The sequence below is a fragment of the Jeotgalibacillus sp. S-D1 genome (genome assembly GCF_004358665.1).
Classification (GTDB): domain Bacteria; phylum Bacillota; class Bacilli; order Bacillales; family Jeotgalibacillaceae; genus Jeotgalibacillus.
The window spans coordinates 581,595-604,553 of sequence record NZ_SMZR01000001.1; the positions used below are offsets into that span (position 1 = coordinate 581,595).

22 protein-coding genes are annotated in these 22,959 nt (G+C 40.4%); 20 read left to right on the forward strand and 2 right to left on the reverse strand.

Annotated features, from left to right (window positions below; all coding sequences use genetic code 11):
- Positions 1-16: 16 nt before the first annotated feature.
- The 8 genes from rluB to E2R51_RS03005 all read left to right on the forward strand — a co-directional run bounded on the left by rluB (position 17) and on the right by E2R51_RS03005 (position 8,859).
- A complete protein-coding gene (gene rluB, locus E2R51_RS02970) occupies positions 17-745 on the forward strand; it encodes a 23S rRNA pseudouridine(2605) synthase RluB (protein ID WP_133375536.1) in 729 nt (242 codons plus the stop codon).
- Between the two features lie 173 nt (positions 746-918).
- On the forward strand, positions 919-1,452 hold the full coding sequence (gene resA / locus E2R51_RS02975; protein WP_133375537.1) for a thiol-disulfide oxidoreductase ResA: 534 nt from the start codon (positions 919-921) through the stop codon (positions 1,450-1,452).
- A 17-nt stretch (positions 1,453-1,469) separates the two neighbouring features.
- Positions 1,470-3,152 (forward strand): cytochrome c biogenesis protein ResB, encoded by a 1,683-nt coding sequence (gene resB / locus E2R51_RS02980; RefSeq protein ID WP_133375538.1) that lies wholly within the window; start codon positions 1,470-1,472, stop codon positions 3,150-3,152.
- The gene (gene ccsB, locus E2R51_RS02985) at positions 3,136-4,323 is read left to right on the forward strand and encodes a c-type cytochrome biogenesis protein CcsB (RefSeq protein ID WP_133375539.1); all 1,188 of its coding nucleotides are present in this window, start codon (positions 3,136-3,138) and stop codon (positions 4,321-4,323) included. Before resB ends, ccsB begins: the two co-directional genes overlap by 17 nt.
- Positions 4,324-4,393: 70 nt before the next feature.
- Complete coding sequence (locus E2R51_RS02990; protein WP_133375540.1) at positions 4,394-5,110, forward strand: response regulator transcription factor; 717 nt, start codon at positions 4,394-4,396, stop codon at positions 5,108-5,110.
- Complete coding sequence (locus tag E2R51_RS02995) at positions 5,107-6,876, forward strand: ATP-binding protein (RefSeq protein ID WP_133375541.1); 1,770 nt, start codon at positions 5,107-5,109, stop codon at positions 6,874-6,876. The genes E2R51_RS02990 and E2R51_RS02995 overlap by 4 nt, the downstream gene beginning before the upstream one ends.
- Positions 6,877-7,034: 158 nt before the next feature.
- Positions 7,035-7,592, forward strand: a complete 558-nt coding sequence (sigX, locus tag E2R51_RS03000; protein WP_240732945.1) for an RNA polymerase sigma factor SigX — start codon at positions 7,035-7,037, stop codon at positions 7,590-7,592.
- Complete coding sequence (locus E2R51_RS03005; RefSeq protein ID WP_133375543.1) at positions 7,558-8,859, forward strand: hypothetical protein; 1,302 nt, start codon at positions 7,558-7,560, stop codon at positions 8,857-8,859. The genes sigX and E2R51_RS03005 overlap by 35 nt, the downstream gene beginning before the upstream one ends.
- A gap of 124 nt (positions 8,860-8,983) precedes the next feature.
- On the opposite strand, the gene E2R51_RS03010 is transcribed toward E2R51_RS03005, so the two are convergent.
- Entirely contained in the window at positions 8,984-9,232 is a 249-nt protein-coding gene (locus E2R51_RS03010; protein ID WP_041058062.1) for a ferredoxin, read from the reverse strand.
- Between the two features lie 226 nt (positions 9,233-9,458).
- On the opposite strand from E2R51_RS03010, the gene E2R51_RS03015 reads away from it, so the two are divergent.
- The 9 genes from E2R51_RS03015 to E2R51_RS03055 all read left to right on the forward strand — a co-directional run bounded on the left by E2R51_RS03015 (position 9,459) and on the right by E2R51_RS03055 (position 18,394).
- Entirely contained in the window at positions 9,459-10,583 is a 1,125-nt protein-coding gene (locus E2R51_RS03015) for a YpbB family protein (protein ID WP_133375544.1), read from the forward strand.
- On the forward strand, positions 10,520-11,962 hold the full coding sequence (locus E2R51_RS03020; RefSeq protein WP_133375545.1) for a RecQ family ATP-dependent DNA helicase: 1,443 nt from the start codon (positions 10,520-10,522) through the stop codon (positions 11,960-11,962). Before E2R51_RS03015 ends, E2R51_RS03020 begins: the two co-directional genes overlap by 64 nt.
- 10 nt (positions 11,963-11,972) lie before the next feature.
- Positions 11,973-12,551 (forward strand): CPBP family intramembrane glutamic endopeptidase, encoded by a 579-nt coding sequence (locus tag E2R51_RS03025; RefSeq protein WP_165967122.1) that lies wholly within the window; start codon positions 11,973-11,975, stop codon positions 12,549-12,551.
- Between the two features lie 16 nt (positions 12,552-12,567).
- Positions 12,568-13,272, forward strand: a complete 705-nt coding sequence (locus E2R51_RS03030; protein WP_133375547.1) for a LysM peptidoglycan-binding domain-containing protein — start codon at positions 12,568-12,570, stop codon at positions 13,270-13,272.
- Positions 13,273-13,355: 83 nt separating this feature from the next.
- The gene (locus E2R51_RS03035) at positions 13,356-13,988 is read left to right on the forward strand and encodes a CBS domain-containing protein (protein ID WP_133375548.1); all 633 of its coding nucleotides are present in this window, start codon (positions 13,356-13,358) and stop codon (positions 13,986-13,988) included.
- An 83-nt stretch (positions 13,989-14,071) separates the two neighbouring features.
- Positions 14,072-14,833: a metallophosphoesterase gene (locus E2R51_RS03040; protein WP_165967123.1), complete on the forward strand. Its 762-nt coding sequence runs from the start codon at positions 14,072-14,074 to the stop codon at positions 14,831-14,833.
- A gap of 106 nt (positions 14,834-14,939) precedes the next feature.
- A complete protein-coding gene (locus tag E2R51_RS03045; RefSeq protein WP_133375550.1) occupies positions 14,940-15,830 on the forward strand; it encodes a MerR family transcriptional regulator in 891 nt (296 codons plus the stop codon).
- Positions 15,831-16,019: 189 nt separating this feature from the next.
- Entirely contained in the window at positions 16,020-17,297 is a 1,278-nt protein-coding gene (locus E2R51_RS03050) for a Glu/Leu/Phe/Val family dehydrogenase (RefSeq protein ID WP_133375551.1), read from the forward strand.
- 119 nt (positions 17,298-17,416) lie between these two features.
- Positions 17,417-18,394, forward strand: a complete 978-nt coding sequence (locus E2R51_RS03055) for a YpdA family putative bacillithiol disulfide reductase (protein ID WP_133375552.1) — start codon at positions 17,417-17,419, stop codon at positions 18,392-18,394.
- Positions 18,395-18,562: 168 nt separating this feature from the next.
- Here E2R51_RS03055 and E2R51_RS03060 read toward each other — a convergent pair whose 3' ends face one another.
- Positions 18,563-19,537, reverse strand: coding sequence for an asparaginase (locus tag E2R51_RS03060; protein WP_133375553.1), 975 nt, complete (start codon positions 19,535-19,537; stop codon positions 18,563-18,565).
- Positions 19,538-19,624: 87 nt separating this feature from the next.
- On the opposite strand from E2R51_RS03060, the gene prsW reads away from it, so the two are divergent.
- The 3 genes from prsW (at position 19,625) to ypeB (ending at position 22,546) form a co-directional block, all read left to right on the forward strand.
- The gene (gene prsW, locus E2R51_RS03065; protein ID WP_133375554.1) at positions 19,625-20,302 is read left to right on the forward strand and encodes a glutamic-type intramembrane protease PrsW; all 678 of its coding nucleotides are present in this window, start codon (positions 19,625-19,627) and stop codon (positions 20,300-20,302) included.
- Between the two features lie 111 nt (positions 20,303-20,413).
- Positions 20,414-21,205 carry a spore cortex-lytic enzyme gene (gene sleB / locus E2R51_RS03070; RefSeq protein WP_133375555.1) on the forward strand — a complete coding sequence of 264 codons (792 nt, stop codon included), beginning with the start codon at positions 20,414-20,416 and terminating at the stop codon, positions 21,203-21,205.
- A 15-nt stretch (positions 21,206-21,220) separates the two neighbouring features.
- A complete protein-coding gene (gene ypeB / locus E2R51_RS03075; protein ID WP_133375556.1) occupies positions 21,221-22,546 on the forward strand; it encodes a germination protein YpeB in 1,326 nt (441 codons plus the stop codon).
- Positions 22,547-22,959: the final 413 nt, after the last annotated feature.

Here is a 22,959-nt window from a genome sequence, read left to right on the forward strand (position 1 = left end):
AAATGAGGTGCAATAAATGGAACGTTTGCAAAAAGTAATTGCTCATGCTGGAGTGGCATCACGCAGAAAAGCAGAAGAGCTGATTTTAGCAGGGAAAGTAAGAGTTAATGGAAAAGTAGTAAATGAACTGGGCGTAAAAGTCACAAACTCCGATGCAATTGAGGTTGAAGGAGTTAAAATAGAACGGGAAAATAAAGTCTACTATTTATTATATAAACCAACAGGGGTTATCTCTGCAGTCAGCGATGACAAGAAACGAAAAGTAGTAACGGATTTTCTTCCATATGTAGATGAGAGGATTTATCCTGTCGGACGTCTGGATTATGATACATCCGGACTCCTATTGCTGACTAACGATGGTGAATTTGCAAATCTGCTTACCCACCCAAAATATGAAGTCCATAAAACCTATGTAGCCCGGGTAAAAGGATTAGTTTCAAGAGAGTCGCTCAGGAAGCTGGAAAAAGGAATAAAACTTGAAGATGGTATGACTGCGCCGGCACGTGCAAAAGTGATTTCAGCAGATAAAGCAAAAAATAAGACGATAGTGGAACTGACGATCCACGAGGGCCGGAACCGCCAAGTCAGGAGAATGTTTGATGCGATCGGACATCCTGTACAAAAGCTGAAACGCGAACGATATGCATTTCTTCACCTGGGCGGACTGGGCACCGGAGATTCCCGGGAACTTACCCCGCACGAAGTAAAGCAGCTGAGGGCACTGGCTGAAAGCGGCACTAAATAACAGTAAAACATAATTTCATTCTTTCATTTGAAAACTACAATCTTTCACTAAGATTGTAGTTTTCACACTTCATTCAAATACTGCGCCCGTTCCGTTTATCAACAAATGCTATAATGGCAATGAATGTTTGTAGTAATTGTTGATGCAGTTTGCTGTAAAAGGAGGTATTTAGCTTGAGCAAAAGAAAGAAAAAGCGTTTGATTTTACGAATTTCCATTCTCACCGTACTAATAGCAGCCGTTGCTTATACGCTGTATTCCACTTTAACAGATGAAGAAAAGACGCTCGTGAAAGCCGGAGATAATGCGCCGGACTTTGTCCTTACAGATCTTGATGGAAAACAGCATCGATTATCGGACTACGAAGGGCAAGGCGTATTTTTAAACTTCTGGGGCACGTGGTGCAAGCCGTGCGAAAAAGAAATGCCGTATATGGAAAGTCAATACCATGAATTTAAAGACCAGGGTGTACAGACAATCGCAGTGAATGTCGGCGAGTCTGATTTCCAGGTGCGTAATTTTGCCGAAAAGTATAATCTTTCTTTTCCCGTTGTCAGAGATGCGCAACGTGATGTATATGATGCATACTCGATCGGAACATTGCCTACGACACTGCTGATAAGCCCTGAGGGTGAGGTCGTTGACGTCGTAAAAGGTGAAATGACTGAAGAAACGATTGCATCTTATATGGAACAAATTAAGCCGTAAAGTAAGGGGTCTTAAGCATGAATGAAATTACCTGTAAGTGTGGCCATGTTAATCCGGAGGGAACTGAGCTTTGCTTATCCTGCGGAAGGGCATTGACTGCGGACGCAGAAACTAAAAAAACAAGTGATGTCATGCGTTATGAAGGAATGGCAAGAAGGTCACAAACGTATAAAATGTCCGTTATTGATAAAGTATGGAACTTTTTCTCCTCTGTAAAAGTAGGAGTCTGGCTGATTTTTATTACACTTGCTGCATCTGCAATCGGAACCATTTTCCCTCAAGTTATTTTTATACCGCCATTAGAACCGCCTGAAGTATATTATGAAGACCGGTATGGATTTGCAGGGAAAATTTATTACGTATTAGGGTTTCATGATTTGTACAACTCGTGGTGGTATCTGCTTCTAATTGCTGCTATAGGCACATCGATTATCATTGCCAGTCTTGATAGAGTCGTGCCGCTTTATAAGGCATTAAAGAATCAGCGGGTTAACCGGCATGTGTCGTTTATGAAAAGGCAGCGCGTATTCACTGAATACACTGTTCAACAGCCTGCAGAAAAGGTAATTGCCTCCATTGGAGATAATCTGAAAAAAAGACGATATCGCATCCGCGAAGAAGATGGTCATTTACTGGCTGAAAAAGGCAGGTTTGCCCGTTGGGGACCCTATGTAAATCATACAGGACTTATTATCTTTTTAATCGGTGGTATGCTTCGTTTTGTTCCTGGCATGTACGTTGATGAAGTATTATGGATACGTGAAGGGGATACCATGCCGATTCCAGGTACAAAACAAGAGTATTTTCTTAAAAATGACGGCTTCACTGCAGAACAGTATACAGCAGAAGAAGATTCGGAAGTTTTTGGAGAAACGATCAACCGCGTAGGCGCCATAGCTAAGAACTTCCAAACAGATGCAACGCTGTTAAAAAGGGAAGAAGGAACAGCAATTGGTGATGAAAGTAAATTGACTGAAGTGGAGAGTCATCCAATTCAGGTAAACCAGCCATTTAAATTCGACAACTTTGCTCTTTATCAGGTTGATTATCGTCAGGATGAAATTCGCTCTATGTCTTTTGATATGGTAAATAAAGAAACAGAAGAAGCTCTTGGTTCTTTTGAAGTTGATCTGTTTCAACCGGAAGATGAATACAAGCTTGATGATGAGCACCGCGTGGAATTAATGAATTTTTATCCGGATTTTTCAGGTTTTGAAGATGGAGAGCCGCAAACTGCCTCACCGGTTCCCAATAACCCTGCTTTTCTATTTAAGCTATATTCTCCCGAAAAACCAGATGGTGAAGTCGCTTTTATTGCTATTCAGGAATCGCTGGAGCCTTTGGGTGAAAATGAATTCGCTTTGAAATTCAGCGGCATCGAAACAAGAGATGTTTCCGGTCTGACAGTTCGAAAAGATCTAACGCTCTGGATCCTTGGTCTTGGGGGAGCAATCTTTATGATTGGGGTTATTCAGGGAGCATACTGGAATCATCGAAGATTATGGCTCAAAAGAACGGAAGACGGAAAATTATTAGCTGCGGGCCATACGAACAAAAACTGGTTTGGCTTAAGGAAAGACCTGGAATATGCCTTTAATGGTACAGGATTAGCACAACCGAAAGATCATATGGAAGAAAACTTAAATAAAAAAGCCAGCGGTGACGTAAAGGAGGAAAAAAATAATGACACAACTAGCTAGTATAAGTAGTACATTGCTTTACGTGGCTTTTGTATTGTACTTAATCGCGACTTTATTTTTTGGCGGCTCCATTAAGTCAAAAAAACATACAAATCAAACAGGAAAAAACAGATGGGCGACAATCGCAATCACGATTACCATCATCGGCTTTATTTCGCAGCTGGGGTATTTCATTACCAGATGGATTGCTGCGGGTCATGCGCCGGTAAGTAACTTATTTGAATTTATTACGTTCTTTGGGATGATGCTGGTAGCTGGATTTATTATCATATACTTTATCTACCGGGCACATGTTCTTGGGGTATTTGCTCTTCCAATTGCATTGCTTGTCATCGCCTACTCAAGTATGTTTCCGCGGGATATTAGCCCGCTTATACCTGCTCTGCAAAGTGACTGGCTTGCAATCCATGTATCAACGGTTGCTGCAGGAGAAGCGATTCTTGCAATCAGCTTCGTAGCAGGACTGATATATCTGCTGAAAGATGTAGACCTTACAAAAAAAGGGAAGCAAACCTTTTGGCTGGAAGCAGTTTTATTTTTTATCGTCATTGTAGCTGGTTTTATTGTATCAACCACTGCAGCGCAAATTGCGGGGTATCAGTCTGAGTTTACTTATGTAAATGCCGAAGGGCAGGAGCAGGTTGAACAATTCGGACTTCCGGCACTGGTGGTTCCACACCAGGGAGAACTGATGACCGAAGGGAATTTCGCTTCTTCAATTGAGATGCCCGCTATTGTCAATGCTGCAAGATTAAACACCGTTATTTGGTCTCTTATTTCGGGGACATTGATTTATCTTTTAATACGGCTGATCACACGCAAAAGTGTTTCTGCCTTGCTGCAGCCTCTCGTCCGTCGTGTTAATTTAAACTTGATGGATGAGGTTGGTTACCGTTCGGTCATGATTGGTTTTCCTGTGTTCACACTTGGCGGCCTGGTATTTGCCATGATATGGGCGCAAATTGCCTGGACCAGGTTCTGGGGATGGGATCCTAAAGAAGTATGGGCGCTCATTACCTGGCTGTTTTATGCAGCTTTTCTCCATCTCCGATTATCAAGGGGATGGGAAGGAAACCGTTCTGCTTGGCTGGCAGTAATCGGGTTTGCTATCATTATGTTTAACTTAGTCGCTGTAAACTTGATTATTGCCGGTTTACACTCTTATGCTTAACGGTTTTGCCCTCACGTTTTGTGGGGGCTCATTTTAAATCGCAGGGTATACATAAAAAGGAGGAAACAGGATGAGTGAGATGGGTCATATTTTAGTGGTGGATGATGAAGAAAGGATACGCCGTCTGTTAAAGATGTACTTGGAAAGAGAGGGTTATTCTATCAAAGAAGCAGAAAATGGGGACCAGGCGCTTGCGATGGCACTTGAAGAAAACTTTGACTGTATTTTGCTGGATCTCATGATGCCTGGAAAAGACGGCATTGAGGTTTGCAGTGAACTGAGAGAGGTTAAAGCTACGCCGGTAATCATGCTGACTGCCAAGGGAGAAGAAGCAAATCGCGTGCAGGGTTTTGAGGTAGGCACGGATGATTATATCGTGAAACCTTTCAGCCCGCGGGAAGTTGTTTTACGAGTAAAAGCCCTGCTGCGCCGTTCTTCTACAACAAACTATCTGCAAACCGATACTAAAGCAAAAGATATGATTGCATATCCTCATCTTGTCATCGACAACGATGCTCATCGTGTGACAGCAGATGGCCATGAAGTGACGCTAACGCCGAAAGAATATGAATTATTATTATTTTTAGCAAAAAGCCCGGATAAAGTATATGATCGGGAACAACTGTTAAAAGAAGTCTGGCATTATGAATTTTTCGGTGACCTTCGAACGGTTGATACTCATGTAAAGAGATTGCGGGAAAAATTAAACCGGGTTTCAGAACAAGCAGGGAAGATGATCGTAACTGTCTGGGGCGTCGGCTATAAGTTTGAGGTACTGGATGAATGAGAATCTGGCGCAGTGTAGTAGGCAAGCTTTGGATGACAATCCTGTTGCTTGTCTGCTTTGTTTTATTTATATTAACAATTTTACTTCTTGAGTTCTTCCAAAATTATCACGTAGAGGAAGTAGAGGAATCGCTCCGTTATGATGTGGAGAAAATTGCAAGAATTCTAGAAGATCACAGCGATATAGATTTAAGTCTTCAAATTATTACGGAGATAGTGGATGAACCTGTATACTCCTTGGTTATGATTGAAAATGAAGGTACGTTTTCTTCAAGTCAAGAAAACAGCTATAACTTGCAAATCAGGGAACTTATTGAACGTGATCCTGTCTTCTCAACTGTTTTAGAAACGCAGCAGACCGTTCAAAAAGAATTATCATTTCAGGAGGACTCCTCTTCCAATCGATACAATAATGTGATTATTGTGGGGACCCCTGTTAGTTTAAATAATGGACAACAAGGCGCTGTCTATATTTATCAATCACTTGAAGCCATACAGCAAACAACAGAACAGACAACGCGGTTGATTGTTCTGGCAGCAGGCATAGCGATTGTCTTAACAACGTTCTTTGCTTTCTTTCTTTCTACGCGGATAACCGCTCCATTAAGAAAAATGAGAGAAGGGGCATTTGAGGTGGCCAGAGGGAAATTTGATACGAAAGTTCCTATTTTAACCCAGGATGAAATTGGAGAACTGGGGACGGCGTTTAATCAGATGGCACGGCAGCTCAAACACCATCTTGATGCCCTGAGCCAGGAGAAAGAGCAGCTATCAAGTATTTTGAGCTCTATGGCAGATGGGGTTATAACCTTTAACCGTGATGGAACAATTCTTATATCTAACCCTCCAGCAGAGCGATTTCTTCAGTTTTGGTACCAGGAACAGGATGTAATCAAAAATGAAGCACTGCCTCCCCACTTTCAGGAATTACTGCTTTTGGTAATGGAAACCGATGAAGAGCAGATCGGAGAAGTGATTTTTCAAGGCAGGACGTTTGTGACGATTATCAGCCCGTTATACAGCGGGAATGTGGTGCGTGGTGCGGTCGCTGTTATTCGTGATATGACAGAGGAAAGAAGATTGGACAAGCTTCGAAAAGATTTTATCGCTAACGTTTCCCATGAGCTGAGGACCCCTATTTCCATGCTTCAGGGGTATAGTGAAGCCATTGTCGATGAGATCCCTCAAACTGAAGAAGAAAAAAAAGAAATAGCACGAATTATTTATGATGAGTCGCTTCGTATGGGCCGGCTGGTAAATGAGTTGCTTGATCTTGCGCGTATGGAAGCCGGACATATAACATTGCGTTATGAAGAATTGCCGGTATTGCCATTTATGGAACGCATTATAAATAAATTTGGTGTGGTTTCAAAAGAGAAAAAAATCCGGCTTTCCATTAACACGTCTTTAGGCCATGAGGACAACTGGAGATTTGATCCTGACCGAATGGAACAGATCCTGACAAACTTATTGGATAATGCGCTGCGTCATACTCTTGAGGGAGGGGTAATTCAGCTGATTATAACCGAAAAGGCAAAAGGGTTATGTTTTGAAGTGATGGATTCAGGTATTGGAATTCCCGAAGAGGATCTGCCATTTATTTTTGAACGCTTTTACAAAGCAGATAAAGCGAGAACGAGGGGACGGGCGGGAACCGGGCTAGGCCTTGCTATCGTTAAAAATCTGATTGAAGCTCATCAGGGAACAATTGAAGTTGAAAGCAATATTGATAAGGGAACCACGTTCCGTTTTTATTTACCGAAATGATTAAGTAAGATCAATTCCAGCGGGAGTTGATCTTATTTTTTTGCACTGCGGCGTATCCTGTCCTTCTTTCCTTTTAACATTTAAACAGATATAGTAAATAGAAGTGAAACCTTTTATACATAATAGACGACTAATCTATGAACGGGGAGGAGAAGGTAATGGACTCCGTTTTCCAAAGACTTTATACCGAATACCAGCAGGATGTATTCCAATTTCTAATATACCTGGTTAAAAACCGTGACACCGCTGAAGATTTAATGCAGGAGGTTTTTATCAGAGTAATGAAATCACATCAGCAATTTAAAGGAAAAAGTTCTGAGAAAACATGGTTGTTTTCAATTGCAAAAAATGTGGCCATTGATCATTTTAGAAAGCAGTCAACAATTAAAAAAAGAGTAATGGAAAAGTTTGATTGGAGTAAAAGAGAGATTGTGGCTGATGCACCGATGCCACAGGAAATTGCAGAGCAAAATGAGGACATACGTAAGCTTTATCATTGCTTAAATTACTGTACAACGGATCAGAAACTTGTCGTTGTAATGCGCTATATTCAGGATTTAACCATTGCGGAAACAGCTGACGTTTTAGGTTGGACAGAAGGCAAAGTAAAAACAACTCAGCACCGTGCCATCAAGCAGCTGCGGGAGTTGATGACCAATAATCGGGAGGAGGAAGAAAATAGTGAGCGGGTCAAAATGGAGAGATCAAGACATTGAAGAGCTATTAAAAAAAATGCCCCCAATAAAAAACACACAATCGCCAACGGAAATGTATACCAGGATTCAGCGTGCTTCAGCTTCCAATGCTAAACGAACCCAGCGCATTCTACCGATTGCAGCCGGCATAGCTGCCATTTTTCTGCTCGCTATATTAATTCCTTCATTCTTAATAAATAATGAATCCGTGAATATATCCTCGAGTGACGATGCAGGTGAAATTGAAACGGTCGAACATAGTGACGGCGGCAATGAAGAGTCCAAACTATTTGGATCTGAAGGAAATGAATCAGAGGGGAACAGTGCAGATAGTCAGGCAACAGACACAGAAGAAGAAAACTCAGGCAAAATTGAAGAAGGCGCATCTCAAAATATAACCTCACAAGATGGAGAAGTTGACAGAAAAAGCGAGCCTCAGAATGAAAGTAAACAAGATCATCCTAAGATGGAGCCTGCCAGCAGACAGATAGCATTAAATGAAGAGCAGGGCACCTCGTTATATCCTTCAGAGTTAGAAGGAAATGCGTATTTTTCTGCAGCATTTATAACGCCTGAACAGGATATTATCCCGATGACATTTATACTTCCTGAAGAAAATACAGGCCAGTCCATGGTGGATCTATATAATGAGTGGGCCGGGACGATTGACGAAACGAGTTTGGGTTTTATTGACTATCACCCTTTTAATGATGGGATAGAAGAGACAGAAGACATTATTACCGGGTGGGTAAATGATTCGGATCAATACAAAGATGCATCTGCTGATATAATGGCTGAATTTTTGAGGCAAACCTTTGGCAATGATGGGTATCGGGAATTTCAACTGCTGAATAGGGATGGATCCAAAGCTCTGAATGGAGAGGAAGAAGCGATTCAGCTGGCAAATGATCGCAAGGGATATTTTCTTTATGAAAATGAAGGCAACTCCTTTTTTGTAGAGTCTCTAAAGTCATACGGATCCTTAAATGAAGCACTTAAGATGATGCAGACGTCAAAACCAAATGAGCGATTTTCATATGCATTGCCACCGGAACTTGAACTTACTGCAGTCGAAAATGAAAATGAATTAACCATCACGTCAGATGGCACGATCAATCAATATTCCGACAGCGAACAGCAGCAGATCATTGAAGCGATCCTTCTTACAGCAAAATCATTCTCGTATCAAACAGTACAATTTCAAAATGAACCTTCAGAAACTGGCGGATTTGATTTATCAAAGCCGGTGGAAGTCCCGATTGGTCCAAATCAGGCGACGATAGAATAAGGCTAAGTGTGTTGAATTGCTGGTGTTAGCGGAGAAGGGAAACAGGTGAAAAACAACAGCGGGATTTATTGTAGCTGAAAATAAAAAAACTGCGAAAACTTTATTGTTTTCGCAGTTTTTTTGATTATTCAAATTTAAGAGCATCACCATTAAATGGTTCATCAGCAACTTTAATTGAATCGGTAGGACAGCCTTCAAATGCATCAAGCATATCGTCAAAAAGAACGTCAGGCACTTCTACTGTTCCTTCATTATCATCTAAAGTGACAAATGCAATGCCTTCGTCATCATAATCATAAATATCTGGAGCTGCAGCCCCACATGCTCCACACGCGATGCATGTATCTTTGTCAACAATTGTATATTTTGCCAATTGGATTCCCTCCCAGTTCAGTAAATCATCACAAAATACAAGTAAAAAGTATCATTTACCATTCTAAACATCTACGCAGAGATTTTCAATAGTTACACCAGGAATAAAACGTAAAGTTGTGCAATTCTAATAAATTTTACCCGATTAGACAAAAAGAAAACTGTCAGCAATCGACAATAACATGATAAAATAAAGATTCGATAAACCATTATAAAGGGGTTCATCCATGACATATTTAGATGCAATCTTATTGACATGCTTTCGTTTATTTAATGGAGATCGAAGCCGCTCCGCAATTTACCACTTGTTAACCGGCAAAAAAACCTCACAAACGATTCAGGATGCCCACCTATATGGTGTATCAAATTTATTTCAGACCCTGCCGGCACTGTCGAGATTTGACTTTGATTCAAGCTGTCAGAAGCTGATGGACGACAAATTAATTTTTATAATAGAAAATAATAGATATAAAGTAACCAGTGAAGGCGAAAATCAGCTGGAAGCTTATTATGAGAAGCACTTTTTTCCGCTTCATGTTCAGGGATGGAACTACCAGGATCGGGCTATGGTTTTTTGGAAACGTCTATCACTGCTTGTGCAGACTCTGTCAAATATCTATCACAATGAAAGATATTTTTACCCGGTTCAGCGGGACCCGGAGATACAGTACTGGGTTAGAGGCATTTTTTTAACCTGGGGCGACAGAAGAAATAAAAAAATAAAATCATTACATAGTGAACTCATGCAATTATGCCAGTGCTCAGGTTTTCCTGATCGACCCGACTTTTTCATTCACCGGCTAAGCGGCTACAGGCTCATTGGAATGACGACCGACCAGCTCGCGAAGCATTTTAAAATGGATGCTGCTGAAGCGCACTTTCGTTTTTTAAATATTGTTCATTTCAGTATAAATCACATTCAAGAAAATCCTGTCTCGTACCCATTACTGAACTCAGTGATTGAAGGCATCGCTCAAGAAAAAGTCATTTTGACCTCCTCTACAGAAAAAACAAAGGAATACGTGTCGAGAGGCTTTTCATTATCCGATATAGCTGCTGCCCGAAAACTAAAAGAAAGTACAATAGAGGATCATATAATTGAGCTTGCATTGATGACCCCTTCATTTGCGATTGACCGATATGTGAATGAAAGTTTACAGGAAATGATCTGGTCTCAAGCGCTTAATTTAAATCATAAAAGGCTGAGGGAAATAAAAATTCACGTACCAGAAGCTAGTTATTTCCAAATCCGACTGGTTCTTGTTACGAGGGGAAGGGGAGATGGGAAGTGGAAAGATTACTCTTCGAAAAATTTGGCTTTAAATCATTCAGAGAAGGCCAAAGGGAAGTAATTGAAAGCATTGTACAGGGCCGCGACACGCTTGCGATGCTTCCAACAGGATCAGGCAAATCATTATGTTTCCAGTTTCCGTCGTATATTTTTAACGGTCAGGTGTTAATTGTGTCGCCCCTGCTTTCACTCATGCAGGATCAGGTGGAGCATGTAATGGTCCGGGGTGAAAAAAGCGTCATTGCAATCAATTCTTTTTTACCCTTTAAACAAAAACGGTATGCACTGAATCATCTTCATAAATACCGGTTTATTTTTATTTCTCCTGAGATGCTGGCGTTAGACGAGGTAAAAAAAGCTCTTTTGACTTGTTCCATTGCATTATTCGTTGTAGATGAAGCGCATTGTATCTCTCAATGGGGGCCGGACTTCAGACCTGATTATCTTTCTCTTGGACAAATCAGGGAGGAGCTGGGTTCGCCTGTTACTTTAGCCTTAACAGCTACGGCAACCCCAAAAATTAGAGAAGATATAAGAACTGCTTTAAAAATGAAGACTCCAGATGAGTGGATTTATTCAGTTGACCGGCCTAATATTTCGCTGAAGGTGGAAACAGCCTCTTCTTTTACAGAAAAAGTGCATATTTTAAAACAGTATATATCAACGCTTAAAGCACCGGGTATTGTTTATTTTTCCAGCAAACGCCTGGCAGATGAGCTTGCAGATGAAATTAATTCTGCATTGTCAAAAAATATTGCAAGCTATCATGCCGGATTAGATCAGGAACAGAGAATACTGATACAGCAGCAGTTTTTGCATAATCAGCTCGAATGGGTTTTCGCTACAAGTGCCTTTGGAATGGGGGTAAACAAAGAAAATATTAGAACGGTCATACATTTTCATTTACCCTCAAGTATGGAATCTTTCGTCCAGGAAATCGGCAGGGCCGGCAGAGATAATAAAAAAAGTATCTCAATCCTGTTATACTCAAAGGGAGACGAACAAATTCCGATAAATTTATTGGAACTTGAACGTCCCTCTTTACGTCAAATAAATGACTTTAAAAAATGGCATAGAAAAGTAGATACCCCAGCTGATTTGGAGGAAAAAATCGGGATTACCGACATTCAAAACAGAGTTCTTCAATACTATATAAGCCATGAAAGGAACGATCAATACTGGGCAGATACTGTTTTTAACAAAATGACAGACAGGCTGACAGAAAAATATGTAAAAATATCGCAAATTGTAGCATATGCAGCCTCTCCGGTTTGCAGAAGAAGGATGGTTGCAGAAAGTTTTTATGAAACAAAAGAATTGCAACAGCCCCAGTGCTGTGATATTTGCGGTCTGCATCTAAAAGAGTTTGAAATGGATGAAGTGTTTGAGGACAAAGAGAATATTGCAGATTGGAAGGAAAGGCTGGCATTACTTTTCTAGGTGGTCGAGAATGGAAAAGCAAAACGAGATAATCAGGAGCGTGAGCAGTAAAAAGCTTTTTCATTACGTTTTATACACACAGCTGTTTTTGTTTCTGCTGTCATTACTAATAGGAATTATCCTATATGATTCGTTTGACGCATTTTTAGTCATACTGAAGGTAGAACCCTTATACATAACGGCTGGAGCATTAATTGGGGCAGCGATCGTAATAGCTGACTTATTTTTAATGAGAATGCTGCCTGATCATTATTATAATGACGGCGGCGTAAATGAAAAATTATTTGGATCATTAAATCCGTTTAAAATTGCTTTGCTGGCTTTATGTATTGCAACTGCAGAAGAATTATTATTCAGAGGAGTAATTCAGGCAAACAGCAACTTAGTAATTGCCAGCCTGCTTTTTGCAGTTATACACTTTCGCTATCTGAATCACTGGTATTTAACATTAAATATTTTTGTTCTGAGTTTTGTAATCGGAGCAGTATTTGAATGGAGCAATAGTTTATGGACAACTATAGCCCTTCATTTTATAGTGGATTTCTTATTGGGACTTTATCTGCTAAAAAAATCAAAACAACTTAAATGAAAAGAAGGGGAATATTATGAAACGTGATCCTTATCGCGATCAAGCCAATAAATCTCGTCAGGAATTAAAGACGGCTAATGAACGAACTGATACACAGGATGAGAGTGCGGGAGAAAAGTCTCGACTCGCACTGCACAGCAAGAAAAGAGACGAAAAAGCATCTCAGAAAAAACCTTTTCCTCTCATACGCGTGTTATTAGCATTGTTCGTATTGCTGCCGCTCACGGTAACCATTTTATCCATCACTTTTTTTGATAATGAAGATAGCGTGACAAATGCCACTTTATCACGGGACAATTCAGTACAATTAGATAAGCCGGAAAGTAAAAATGCAGCAGTAAATGAAGAGAAAGATACCGCTGAAAAAAAACAGCAGCCTGCAAAAGAATCTGATGCTGTTGAGTTAGAAAAGGAAACAGCAAAAAAAGAGGAAGAGCCGGCAGTTGAAGCGGTAAAGCCTGTAGAGGAGCCGGTTGATGAGACACCGGTTGAAGAACCGGAAGCACCTGCTGAAGAACCTGAGGAGGAAGCTCCGCCGGCAGAAGAACCACCAGCCGAAGAAACAACTGGGTCAGGCACCCACACTGTTCAATCAAGCGAAACGTTATTCAGGATATCGGTTAATTATTATGGAAGCGGCGATTTTGTGGATCAAATTAAGCAAATGAATGGCCTGCAGACTAATGATATCCATGAGGGCCAAGTATTAAAGATGCCGTAACCTGATTAAAAAGATCATAATTTGAAGGTATTTTCTTTTCTATGTAGAAAGGAGTATTATTACGAAACCAAGAGGTGAAGGATATGTTTGTTAAAAGTGCCATGGTACCAAATGTTAATTGTTACACAGTTCAGGCAAGTGATCCGGTTGAAAAGGTAGTTGCTATGCTGGAAGAGCATGAAATTGACGGGGTGCCTGTGTTAAATGGGAGCAAATACTCGGGAGTAATTACACGTTATCATATTTATAAATCTTTTTTTGATTCTGGAAAGTCAAGGGAAGATTACAATGCTGCTACGACAGCGGCAGACGTAGCTACTCATCAGGAAAAGTTTTTAAAAGGTGATGAAATATTTGAGAAGACTCTTTTTGAGTTAAATGATTTCCCTTTGCTTGCTGTAGTAAACGAACAGGGTGAATTTATGGGTGCAGTCACCCGTTATGATGTGCTGAATCAATTTCAGAGTGCCTTTGGAATGCACAAAGAAGGAATTCGTATTGCTTTCACATCGGTTGAAACTGAAGGCAGAATTTCCCGTCTTGCAGATATAATTCAACAATTTCATGAATCAGTCATTTCTCTGGTTACTTTTGATGAAACGGATAAGCTGGTTCGAAGAATAGTCCTTAAAATTGAAAAAAGAGACAATATTGATCGTTTTCTTAAAAAACTTGAAAAATCAGGATTTCGCATATTAGATATTAAAGAAGACTGATTACGTACATTCATTTCCTTTGCATGATGCAGAGGAAATGTTTTTTAATGATGCGGTCTTATGCTGTCATGATGGAGGAAAAAATGAAGCATTTATATATTTTACTTACTTTAGGGATCGGTACATGTTCCTGGATGTTAAAAAGAGCTTTCGAAAACAATCTTGTAGAAAACAGCATTCCCTTATTACAAGATGCAGCAGGTAAAGAACGCACCATTTTTTTTATTTCCGATATTCATCGCAGAAAAATTTCTTATAAATGGATAAAAACGATACCGCCATGTGATCTTGTCATTATTGGAGGGGACATCATGGAAAAAGGAGTCCCTTTCTCCAGAGTTGAGGACAATCTTAAATGCCTGCAGGAAATCGGGCCTCTTATTTTTGTTTACGGCAACAATGATGAAGAAATAGAAAGAGAACGACTGTCTGATCTGTTGCACAAAAATAATGTATTAATCCTGGAAAATAGTTCTGTCAAATGGCATTTCAACGATGGCGGATTCATATGGATTTCAGGTTTAGGCGACATTAGTTATGAAAAGGATGATCTCGTCCAGGCTTTAAAAGGAATACCTGAACACGAAAAAAAAATCCTGGTTAGTCATGATCCAAGTGTTATTAACCAACTGAATGCACAATTACCAACGATTGATTTAATCCTAAGCGGCCACACGCATGGCGGACAAATAAGAATTTTTGGTTTTGGACCATATCAATTAGGAGGGGTTTCCTCCTTCAATTCAACAGTCCATTTAATCAGCAATGGCTATGGAACCACATTTCTTCCCTTCAGACTCGGCGCGAAATCCGAAGCAAATTATATTACCTTAACTGGGAATTAGGCAGCAGTCATAGAGGTTATTGTATAAAACCTATACAAAGTTTACACAATCTCTTTTGAGGACTATAATTTGTTCAAGGCACTTGAGTTTCAGGGGGGCAATTTGGATGAACAAAGAGGAAGGCAAATATAATATTAAAGCTGTCTCCACTATGCTTGGTATTCAGCCCGGCACCATGAGAGCGTGGGAGAGAAGATATAATGTTATTGCTCCTGTCCGGAATGAATCCGGACACCGGCTGTATACCGACAGGCAAGTAAGGCAGCTAAAATGGCTCGTCGGTAAAATTAATGCCGGTTTTACAATAAGCCAGGCTGTGGCGCTGATGGATCAGGAGGATATCGCTGAACAAGAAGATTCCAAGGATAGAATATCTTCCTTTCAGGATGATCTGATTGATTGCCTGCTTCAATTTGATGAGAATAAGGCACATGATTTAATTAATCAGGCGTTTTCAATATATACAATTGATAAAGTTTTAATTGATATTTTAGGAACGGTTTTGATTCGCATCGGCTATCTGTGGGAAAAAGGTCAAATTACGACTGCACATGAGCATTTCGCTACCTCAGTTTTACGTTCTAGAATAGGTATTTTAATGCATTCTTTCCCTCATAACGGTATTTTGCCTAAAGTAGTAGCGGTTTGTGCTCCCGGAGAATGGCATGAGTTGGGATTATTGATTTTTACTCTTTACGTAAGAAGGAAAGGCTATGAAGTGATCTATTTGGGTACAAGCATTAAAGAAGGAGATATTAATGTAGTACTTGACACAGTCGATCCGAAATTTTTATTTCTATCCTGCACAATGATTGAAAACCTTCCAAAGGTATTAAACTTAATTGATGAGCTAAAAACAGAACACTCGAATCTTTCCATAGGAATCGGAGGATTTGCTATTGACCAGATGACTTCAGCAGAACAAAAAAATTATCTGGAGCATTTAGTCGGGCAGTCAAGGGAAGATTGGGAAAATTGGCTTGCTGCCCAAATGTAAAGGAAACTCGCTTACACTCGATGTAAGCGAGTTTTTTTAATAGTTAAACATTTTGATAACGCTTTCATTAAGATCTTTTTAATGTGTTTTCGTCTTTCAAATCCCTGTTAAAACGTGTATACTATTTCATGAAAGACGGAGGTTTCCGTTCAAGCATACAATGCGTTCTAATAATTGGGAGGTTAACAAATGGTAACCGAAAAAGGGTCAACTCATTCTTCCGAGCAGACTACATATGATGTTCTAAAATCAACTCAAACTGTCATACACCAAGCCTTAGATAAATTAGGTTATACAGAAGAAGTGTATGAATTATTAAAAGAGCCAATTCGAATGATGACCGTAAAAATACCTGTACGAATGGATAATGGGAAAATTAAGATATTTACAGGATTCAGAGCTCAGCATAATGATGCTGTTGGTCCAACAAAGGGTGGAATTCGGTTTCATCCAAATGTAACAGAAAAAGAAGTGAAAGCATTGTCTATATGGATGAGCCTGAAATGCGGAATTGTCGACCTCCCGTATGGAGGGGGCAAGGGCGGCATTATATGTGACCCAAGAGAAATGTCTTTTCGGGAACTTGAAACCTTGAGCAGAGGATATGTCAGGGCTATAAGCCAGATTGTTGGCCCGAACAAAGATATTCCTGCACCGGATGTATTTACAAATTCTCAAATTATGGCCTGGATGATGGATGAATACAGCAGAATAGATGAATTTAATTCTCCTGGTTTTATTACAGGTAAACCACTTGTTCTGGGCGGTTCACATGGAAGGGAATCCGCTACTGCCAAAGGAGTAACGATCTGTATTCGTGAAGCCGCAAAAAAACGCGGTATTTCGATTCAGGGTGCCCGGGTGATCGTGCAGGGATTTGGAAATGCAGGAAGCTTTCTGGCTAAGTTTATGCATGATGCGGGAGCAAAAGTAATCGGCATATCAGATGCTTACGGTGCGTTACACGACCCTGATGGATTAGACATAGACTATCTGTTGGATCGCAGGGACAGCTTTGGCACGGTCACAAAGCTTTTTAATTCTTCGTTGTCAAATAGTGAGCTGCTTGAGCTTGATTGCGATATTTTAGTGCCTGCAGCAATTGAAAATCAAATCAGAGAAGATAATGCTCATAAAATAAAAGCCAGTATAGTGGTAGAAGCAGCAAATGGCCCGACTACCCTTGAAGCAACAAAAATTCTAACTGAACGCGGTATTCTGCTTGTACCGGACGTACTGGCTTCAGCTGGAGGAGTGACCGTTTCTTACTTTGAATGGGTCCAAAACAACCAGGGCTATTATTGGACTGAAGAAGAAGTAGAGGAAAAGTTAGAAAACGTCATGGTGCGCTCATTTGATTCAATCTACCAGACTTCTCAATCCAGAAAAGTTGATATGAGACTGGCCTCCTATATGGTAGGTGTAAGAAAAATGGCAGAAGCAAGCAGGTTCAGAGGATGGATCTAAGTTGAAGAAGGAAAAATAACAAGAACTCTTTCGTTGAAAAGAAAGTTCGAATCCCCTATCATATAAAAGATAGGGGATTTTTCCTCGTAATGAACGCAGTGGGCAGGAGTGATACCTAAATGAAACATGAGAAAGTGATTATTGTAGGGGGCGGTCCCTGCGGTTTATCAGCTGCTATTGCTTTAAGAAACGAAGGCATTGATGCTCTGATAGTAGAAAAGGGAAATATCGTTAATACGATTTATCATTATCCTACTCATCAAACTTTTTTTTCTTCCAGCGAAAAGCTGTCAATTGGGGAAGTTCCCTTTATTATCGAAGAACATAAGCCAAAAAGAAATCAGGCGCTTGTGTATTATCGTGAGGTTGCAAAACGAATGGATCTTCGTATAAACCGATTTGAAGAAGTGCTGTCAATTAAACCATCAACTAACTATTTTAATGTTCACACATCACAGGATACGTATACAGCCGAAAAAATTGTGATTGCCACAGGCTATTATGACCATCCGAACTCACTGGACATTCCTGGTGATCAGTTGCCGAAAGTCTTTCACTATTTTAAAGAAGCTCATCCTTTTTTTGACACGGATGTGGCCATTATCGGCGGTAAAAACTCGGCGGTTGATGCAGCAATTGAATTGCAAAAAGCAGGGGCGAGGGTGAACGTTTTCTACAGGGGTTCTGAATATTCCCCAAGTATTAAACCATGGATTCTTCCTCAATTTGAGGGACTTGTAAAAAGCGGGGATGTAACCATTCATTTCGATTCAATGGTGACAAAAATTGAAGAGGAAAAGCTCGAATATATTCAAAAAGGAAAAACCTCTTCAATAAAAAATGACTTTGTATTCGCTATGATCGGCTACCATCCTGATCATCACTTTTTAAAAAACATGGGGGTCCTAATTGATGAAGAATCAGGGCGGCCATTATATCACCCGGACACGATGGAAACAAATGTTGAAGGAATATATATTGCCGGAGTAATTGCGGCAGGTAATAATGCAAATGAAATCTTTATAGAAAACGGCCGTTTTCATGGAAAACAAATCGCACAATCGATTGTTTCCAAAAGCAACAAACCATTACGATAATAAGGTGTTCAAAAGGTCTACAAATGGGAACGGTTATCTTATGATTTCAGGCCAGTTCAGCTAAAAAGAGACTGAGAAAAAGTCAAAAAGATGCCCTGACGAAGTTATGTTCGTCAGGGCATCTTTTTTTTTGCAAATTAAGCGGTTTACGGTTTTTGCCGAATCATCCTATTTAAACATATTAGAGATATATGTATGATCTGTGGACTGCGCAAGACCGATCATTAATTTTATTCTGGCTTTTTGACCGTTTAATCCATTTGAAAAGATAACCCCTAATTCTTTAAGGTTCCGGCCGCCTCCTTCATAGCCATATATGTCCTGAGCAATGCCGTTGAAGCATCTTGACACCAGCACAACAGGTATATTGTTTTGGATTAAATGCCTGATGCCTTCCACTGTCCCCGGGGGAAGATTCCCCTGCCCAAGAGCTTCAACCACAACTCCATCAAAATCCAATTCCGGCAAGCTGGAAAAAAGCCTTGAGTCCATTCCTGCGTATGATTTCAAAATAGCCACTTTTTTGTTGGTTTCTGTTAATGTGTATTTCAAATCAAGCTTTGGTGTATGGTGAAACATAACACCGCCTTTTGTGACAATCCCTATGGGTCCATATTGCGGACTTTGAAATGTGGATACGTTGCTTGCGTGTGTCTTGGTTACGTTGACAGCAGTATGAATTTCATCATTGAGTACAACCAGCACTCCTTTTCCGTAGGCTTCATCACAGCAGGCAACGCGCACTGAACTGATTAAATTATAAAGTCCGTCAGAACCAATCTCATTAGAAGATCTCATAGCCCCGGTCAGCACAATCGGAATAGACAGTCTCACTGTCAAGTCAAGAAAATAAGCTGTTTCTTCCAGGGTGTCTGTGCCGTGTGTTATCACCACGCCATCAATTCCTGATTCTAAATAATACTTTTCAATTAATCGTTTAATTTCAAGCATGTGTTCAGGAGTGATATGCGGTGATGGCAACGTAAAAGGAGCTTCCACCAAAAGTTTGGCGTAATCGTTCATGGCAGATGTTTGAGATACCATAGGATTCTCCCCGGTGGGCGATACTGCGCCGCTATTTTGATCCTGTGCCATTGAGATTGTTCCGCCAGTATGAATAAGTAGAATTTGTTTTTTTGACATTTGCTTCCCGCCTTTACACGATTGACTATATTAAACATTGCCTTTACATGATACGATGAGAAAAACAGATTGAAAAGAGGCACTTTTATGCTTGCTATCATCTCAGCAGCGATAGCTCCTGGACTGGCTCTTTTAAGTTATTTTTATTTGAGGGATCAATATGACACCGAACCCATTAGAACAGTCTTTCGAGCTTTCCTCCTAGGATTAGCCATTACCTTCCCAATTATGTTCGTGCAATATGTTCTTGAAGCAGAGCAGGTTTTTTCAACACCTTTTTTTCGTTCATTAATTTCCTATGGACTGCTTGAGGAATTTTTTAAATGGTTTATTTTGTACTTTTTCATTTTTCATTTAGTAGAATTTGATGAGCCATATGATGGTATTGTTTACGGCGCAGCGGTTTCTCTGGGATTTGCCACATTCGAAAATGTTCTGTTTATAGCGGTGAATGGACTAGGATCTGCATTTGGCCGCGCATTGTTGCCGGTCTCCAGTCATGCACTGTTCGGAGTCGTAATGGGGTACTATGTCGGAAAAGCAAAGTTTTCTCCATCCCTGACCAGAAAGAATCTATTGCTGTTATCATTGGCTGTCCCTGTGATCTTGCACGGATTATACGATTTCATTTTATTAAGCTTCAGCAACTGGATTTATTTTATCATTCCTTTTATGACGTTTTTGTGGTGGCTCGGACTATGGAAAGTAAAAAAAGCTCATACCTTAACAGATCTTCATCATAAAAGACTTAATCCAAAAAGCTAGCTCCATTTCGTATAGAAATGAAGCTAGCTTTTTGGTTTTTATGTATAGCTTACTACCAATTCGTTCAAACTAACTTCGATTGATTTCAGTTAAGAACGGAGGCAAATAATTATGACAAAAAAATGTGGATTGTTCCTTATCATCGTCATGTTGGCACATGGATTGTTTTTCACCGATGAATCACATGCCTTTAGTGGTCAAGTGGTTCAACGGGGAGCATATGGTGATGACGTCATAGAACTTCAGTCCAGGCTTCAGTACATTGGATACTATGAAGGCAAAATTGATGGTGATTTTGGCTGGGGCACCTATTGGGCGCTTCGCAATTTTCAACAGGATTACGGATTGGATATTGATGGGCTGGCTGGAGATACTACACGCCAAAAGCTGGTGTCTGTATCGGATTACGATGAAAACTATGTGCGTTCAAACATAGAAAAAGGAAATAAATTTACTTATTACGGCGGTGTGCCGCTGGATCAGCAGGTTAAAAAAGGGGATGGGAAAGCTGCTCCTCCCCAAAATGCTCCTGAGTACCCGCCTGGATATTCAGAAACGGATATTCAGCTCATGGCCAATGCTGTGTATGGGGAGGCAAGGGGCGAGCCTTATATCGGTCAGGTAGCTGTTGCGGCGGTTATATTAAATCGCATAGAAGACGATGAATTTCCAAACACAGCATCCGGAGTTATTTTTGAACCTTTAGCTTTTACAGCGGTAGCGGACGGTCAGATATGGCTGACACCAAATGAACAGGCAAAACGGGCCGTTATCGATGCCATAAATGGCTGGGACCCGTCGGAAAACGCTTTGTATTATTTTAATCCTGATACGGCTACAAGCGGCTGGATCTGGACAAGACCTCAAATAAAACAAATAGGCGAGCATATTTTCTGCCTATAAAAGGAGGGTGAAACAATGATGAAAAGAACCATTCTTCTTTCTGTGCTTTTTGTCGGCTTATTTGCCGCTGTATCATGGGGTGCCTATCAAAAAACAGAAAAAGACACACTCAAAAGTCATATGGAAAATGAATACCAACGTTCCTTTCATGAAATATCCTATCAGATGGATTTATTGCATGACCAAATAGGGTCGTCACTAGCCATGAATGCCGGCAGAAATTTAACACCTGCTCTGACAGAGGTGTGGAGATTGACCTCGTTGATTCATTCTGATATTGGCCGGCTGCCGCTTGGAATGCTGCCTTTTAATGAGATGGAAGGGTTTTTAAATCAAATAGGTAACTTTAGTTATCAGACGGCTGTCCGTGATTTAGAATCAAAACCGCTGTCAAAAGACGAATATGCAAAACTGGAAACATTATATTCACAGTCTGCTGACCTTCAAAATGAACTAAGAGACATTCAAAGCAAGGTGTTGGCAGATAATGTCGAATGGATGGATCTGGAAGGGCTTCTGGCAACAGGCGATGAAATTAAAAATAATTCTGTTATTGACGGATTTAAGAAGATGGACAATACAGCTAAGGGTTATGCAGTGGAAACGTTTGTAAAAACGGATCAGGAAACAGCCGACCAGCGCCGTAAGCAGCTTACCCATCTTAAGGGAGACGATCTCACAGAAGAACAGGCTGTTAAAAAAGTTAGAGAATTCGCTGGTCTGGATGAAAAGGTTAAGATTAACATATCAAAAAGTTTAGATGGATCCGATTATCCGTTCTATTCAGCAGATTGGCAAACGGCTGACGGGCACAGCGCCAACATGGATCTTACCCAAAAAGGCGGGTATCCTCTTTTCTATTTGCTGAACAGGGATATAGGAAATGAAAAATTAAGTCTCTATGATGCAGGTGAAAAGGGAGCAGCGTTTTTAAAGAAGCATGGATTTGATGATGTGATTTTGGAAAATAGCAGGCAAAACGACGGAATGGCCATGCTGACATTCATCAGGCTGATTGAACCGCAGCAGGTTTATGTGAATTCTGATTCCATCCACGTTAAAATTGCTTTGGATACAGGGGAAGTGGTAGGCTTCCTGGGTGTAGACTATTTGCAAAATGGAGAAGAAAGAGAAGTTGGTGAACCTGCTTTATCAGAAAGCGAAGCGATCGAGATGCTCCATTCTAATTTCAAGGTGGAGGAATCCAGGCTTGCAATCATCCGGAATGAAATGGGTGATGAAGTTCTTTGCAGAGAGTTTATAGGCACACTTGGCGAAGACACATACAGAATCTTTATAAATGGCCAAGATGGCCAGGAAGAAAAAGTTGAGAAGCTGTAACATGTAACATCCTATTAGCAGGTGCAGCCTGAGGAATGATAGAAGGAAGAAGCAGTGATACCGGGGGACAAAAACGGCATCACTGCTTCTTTTTAATTTGCTGGTTTGTACACAGCTGACAGGAGCTGCCGTTATAATACTCCTGCTTGAATTGAGAAAGCGGCTTTCCTTTAGTCCTTCGTGCTGCTGCAAGCCTTCAGCTAAGATCAGCAGCTACGTTAAACAAAGCTTCGATTTTATCATACATAATCTCAATACCGGACAATAATCGTTACTAAATAGAATAGCTTCCTTAATTAGTTTTTTCTTTGTTGAATAAAAGGGGATCATGGACATTATCCAATAAAAATATAGTCGAATTATGGTACAATGGCAGTGAATAAGGAAAGAGAAGGAGAATGTTCGGTGAATAA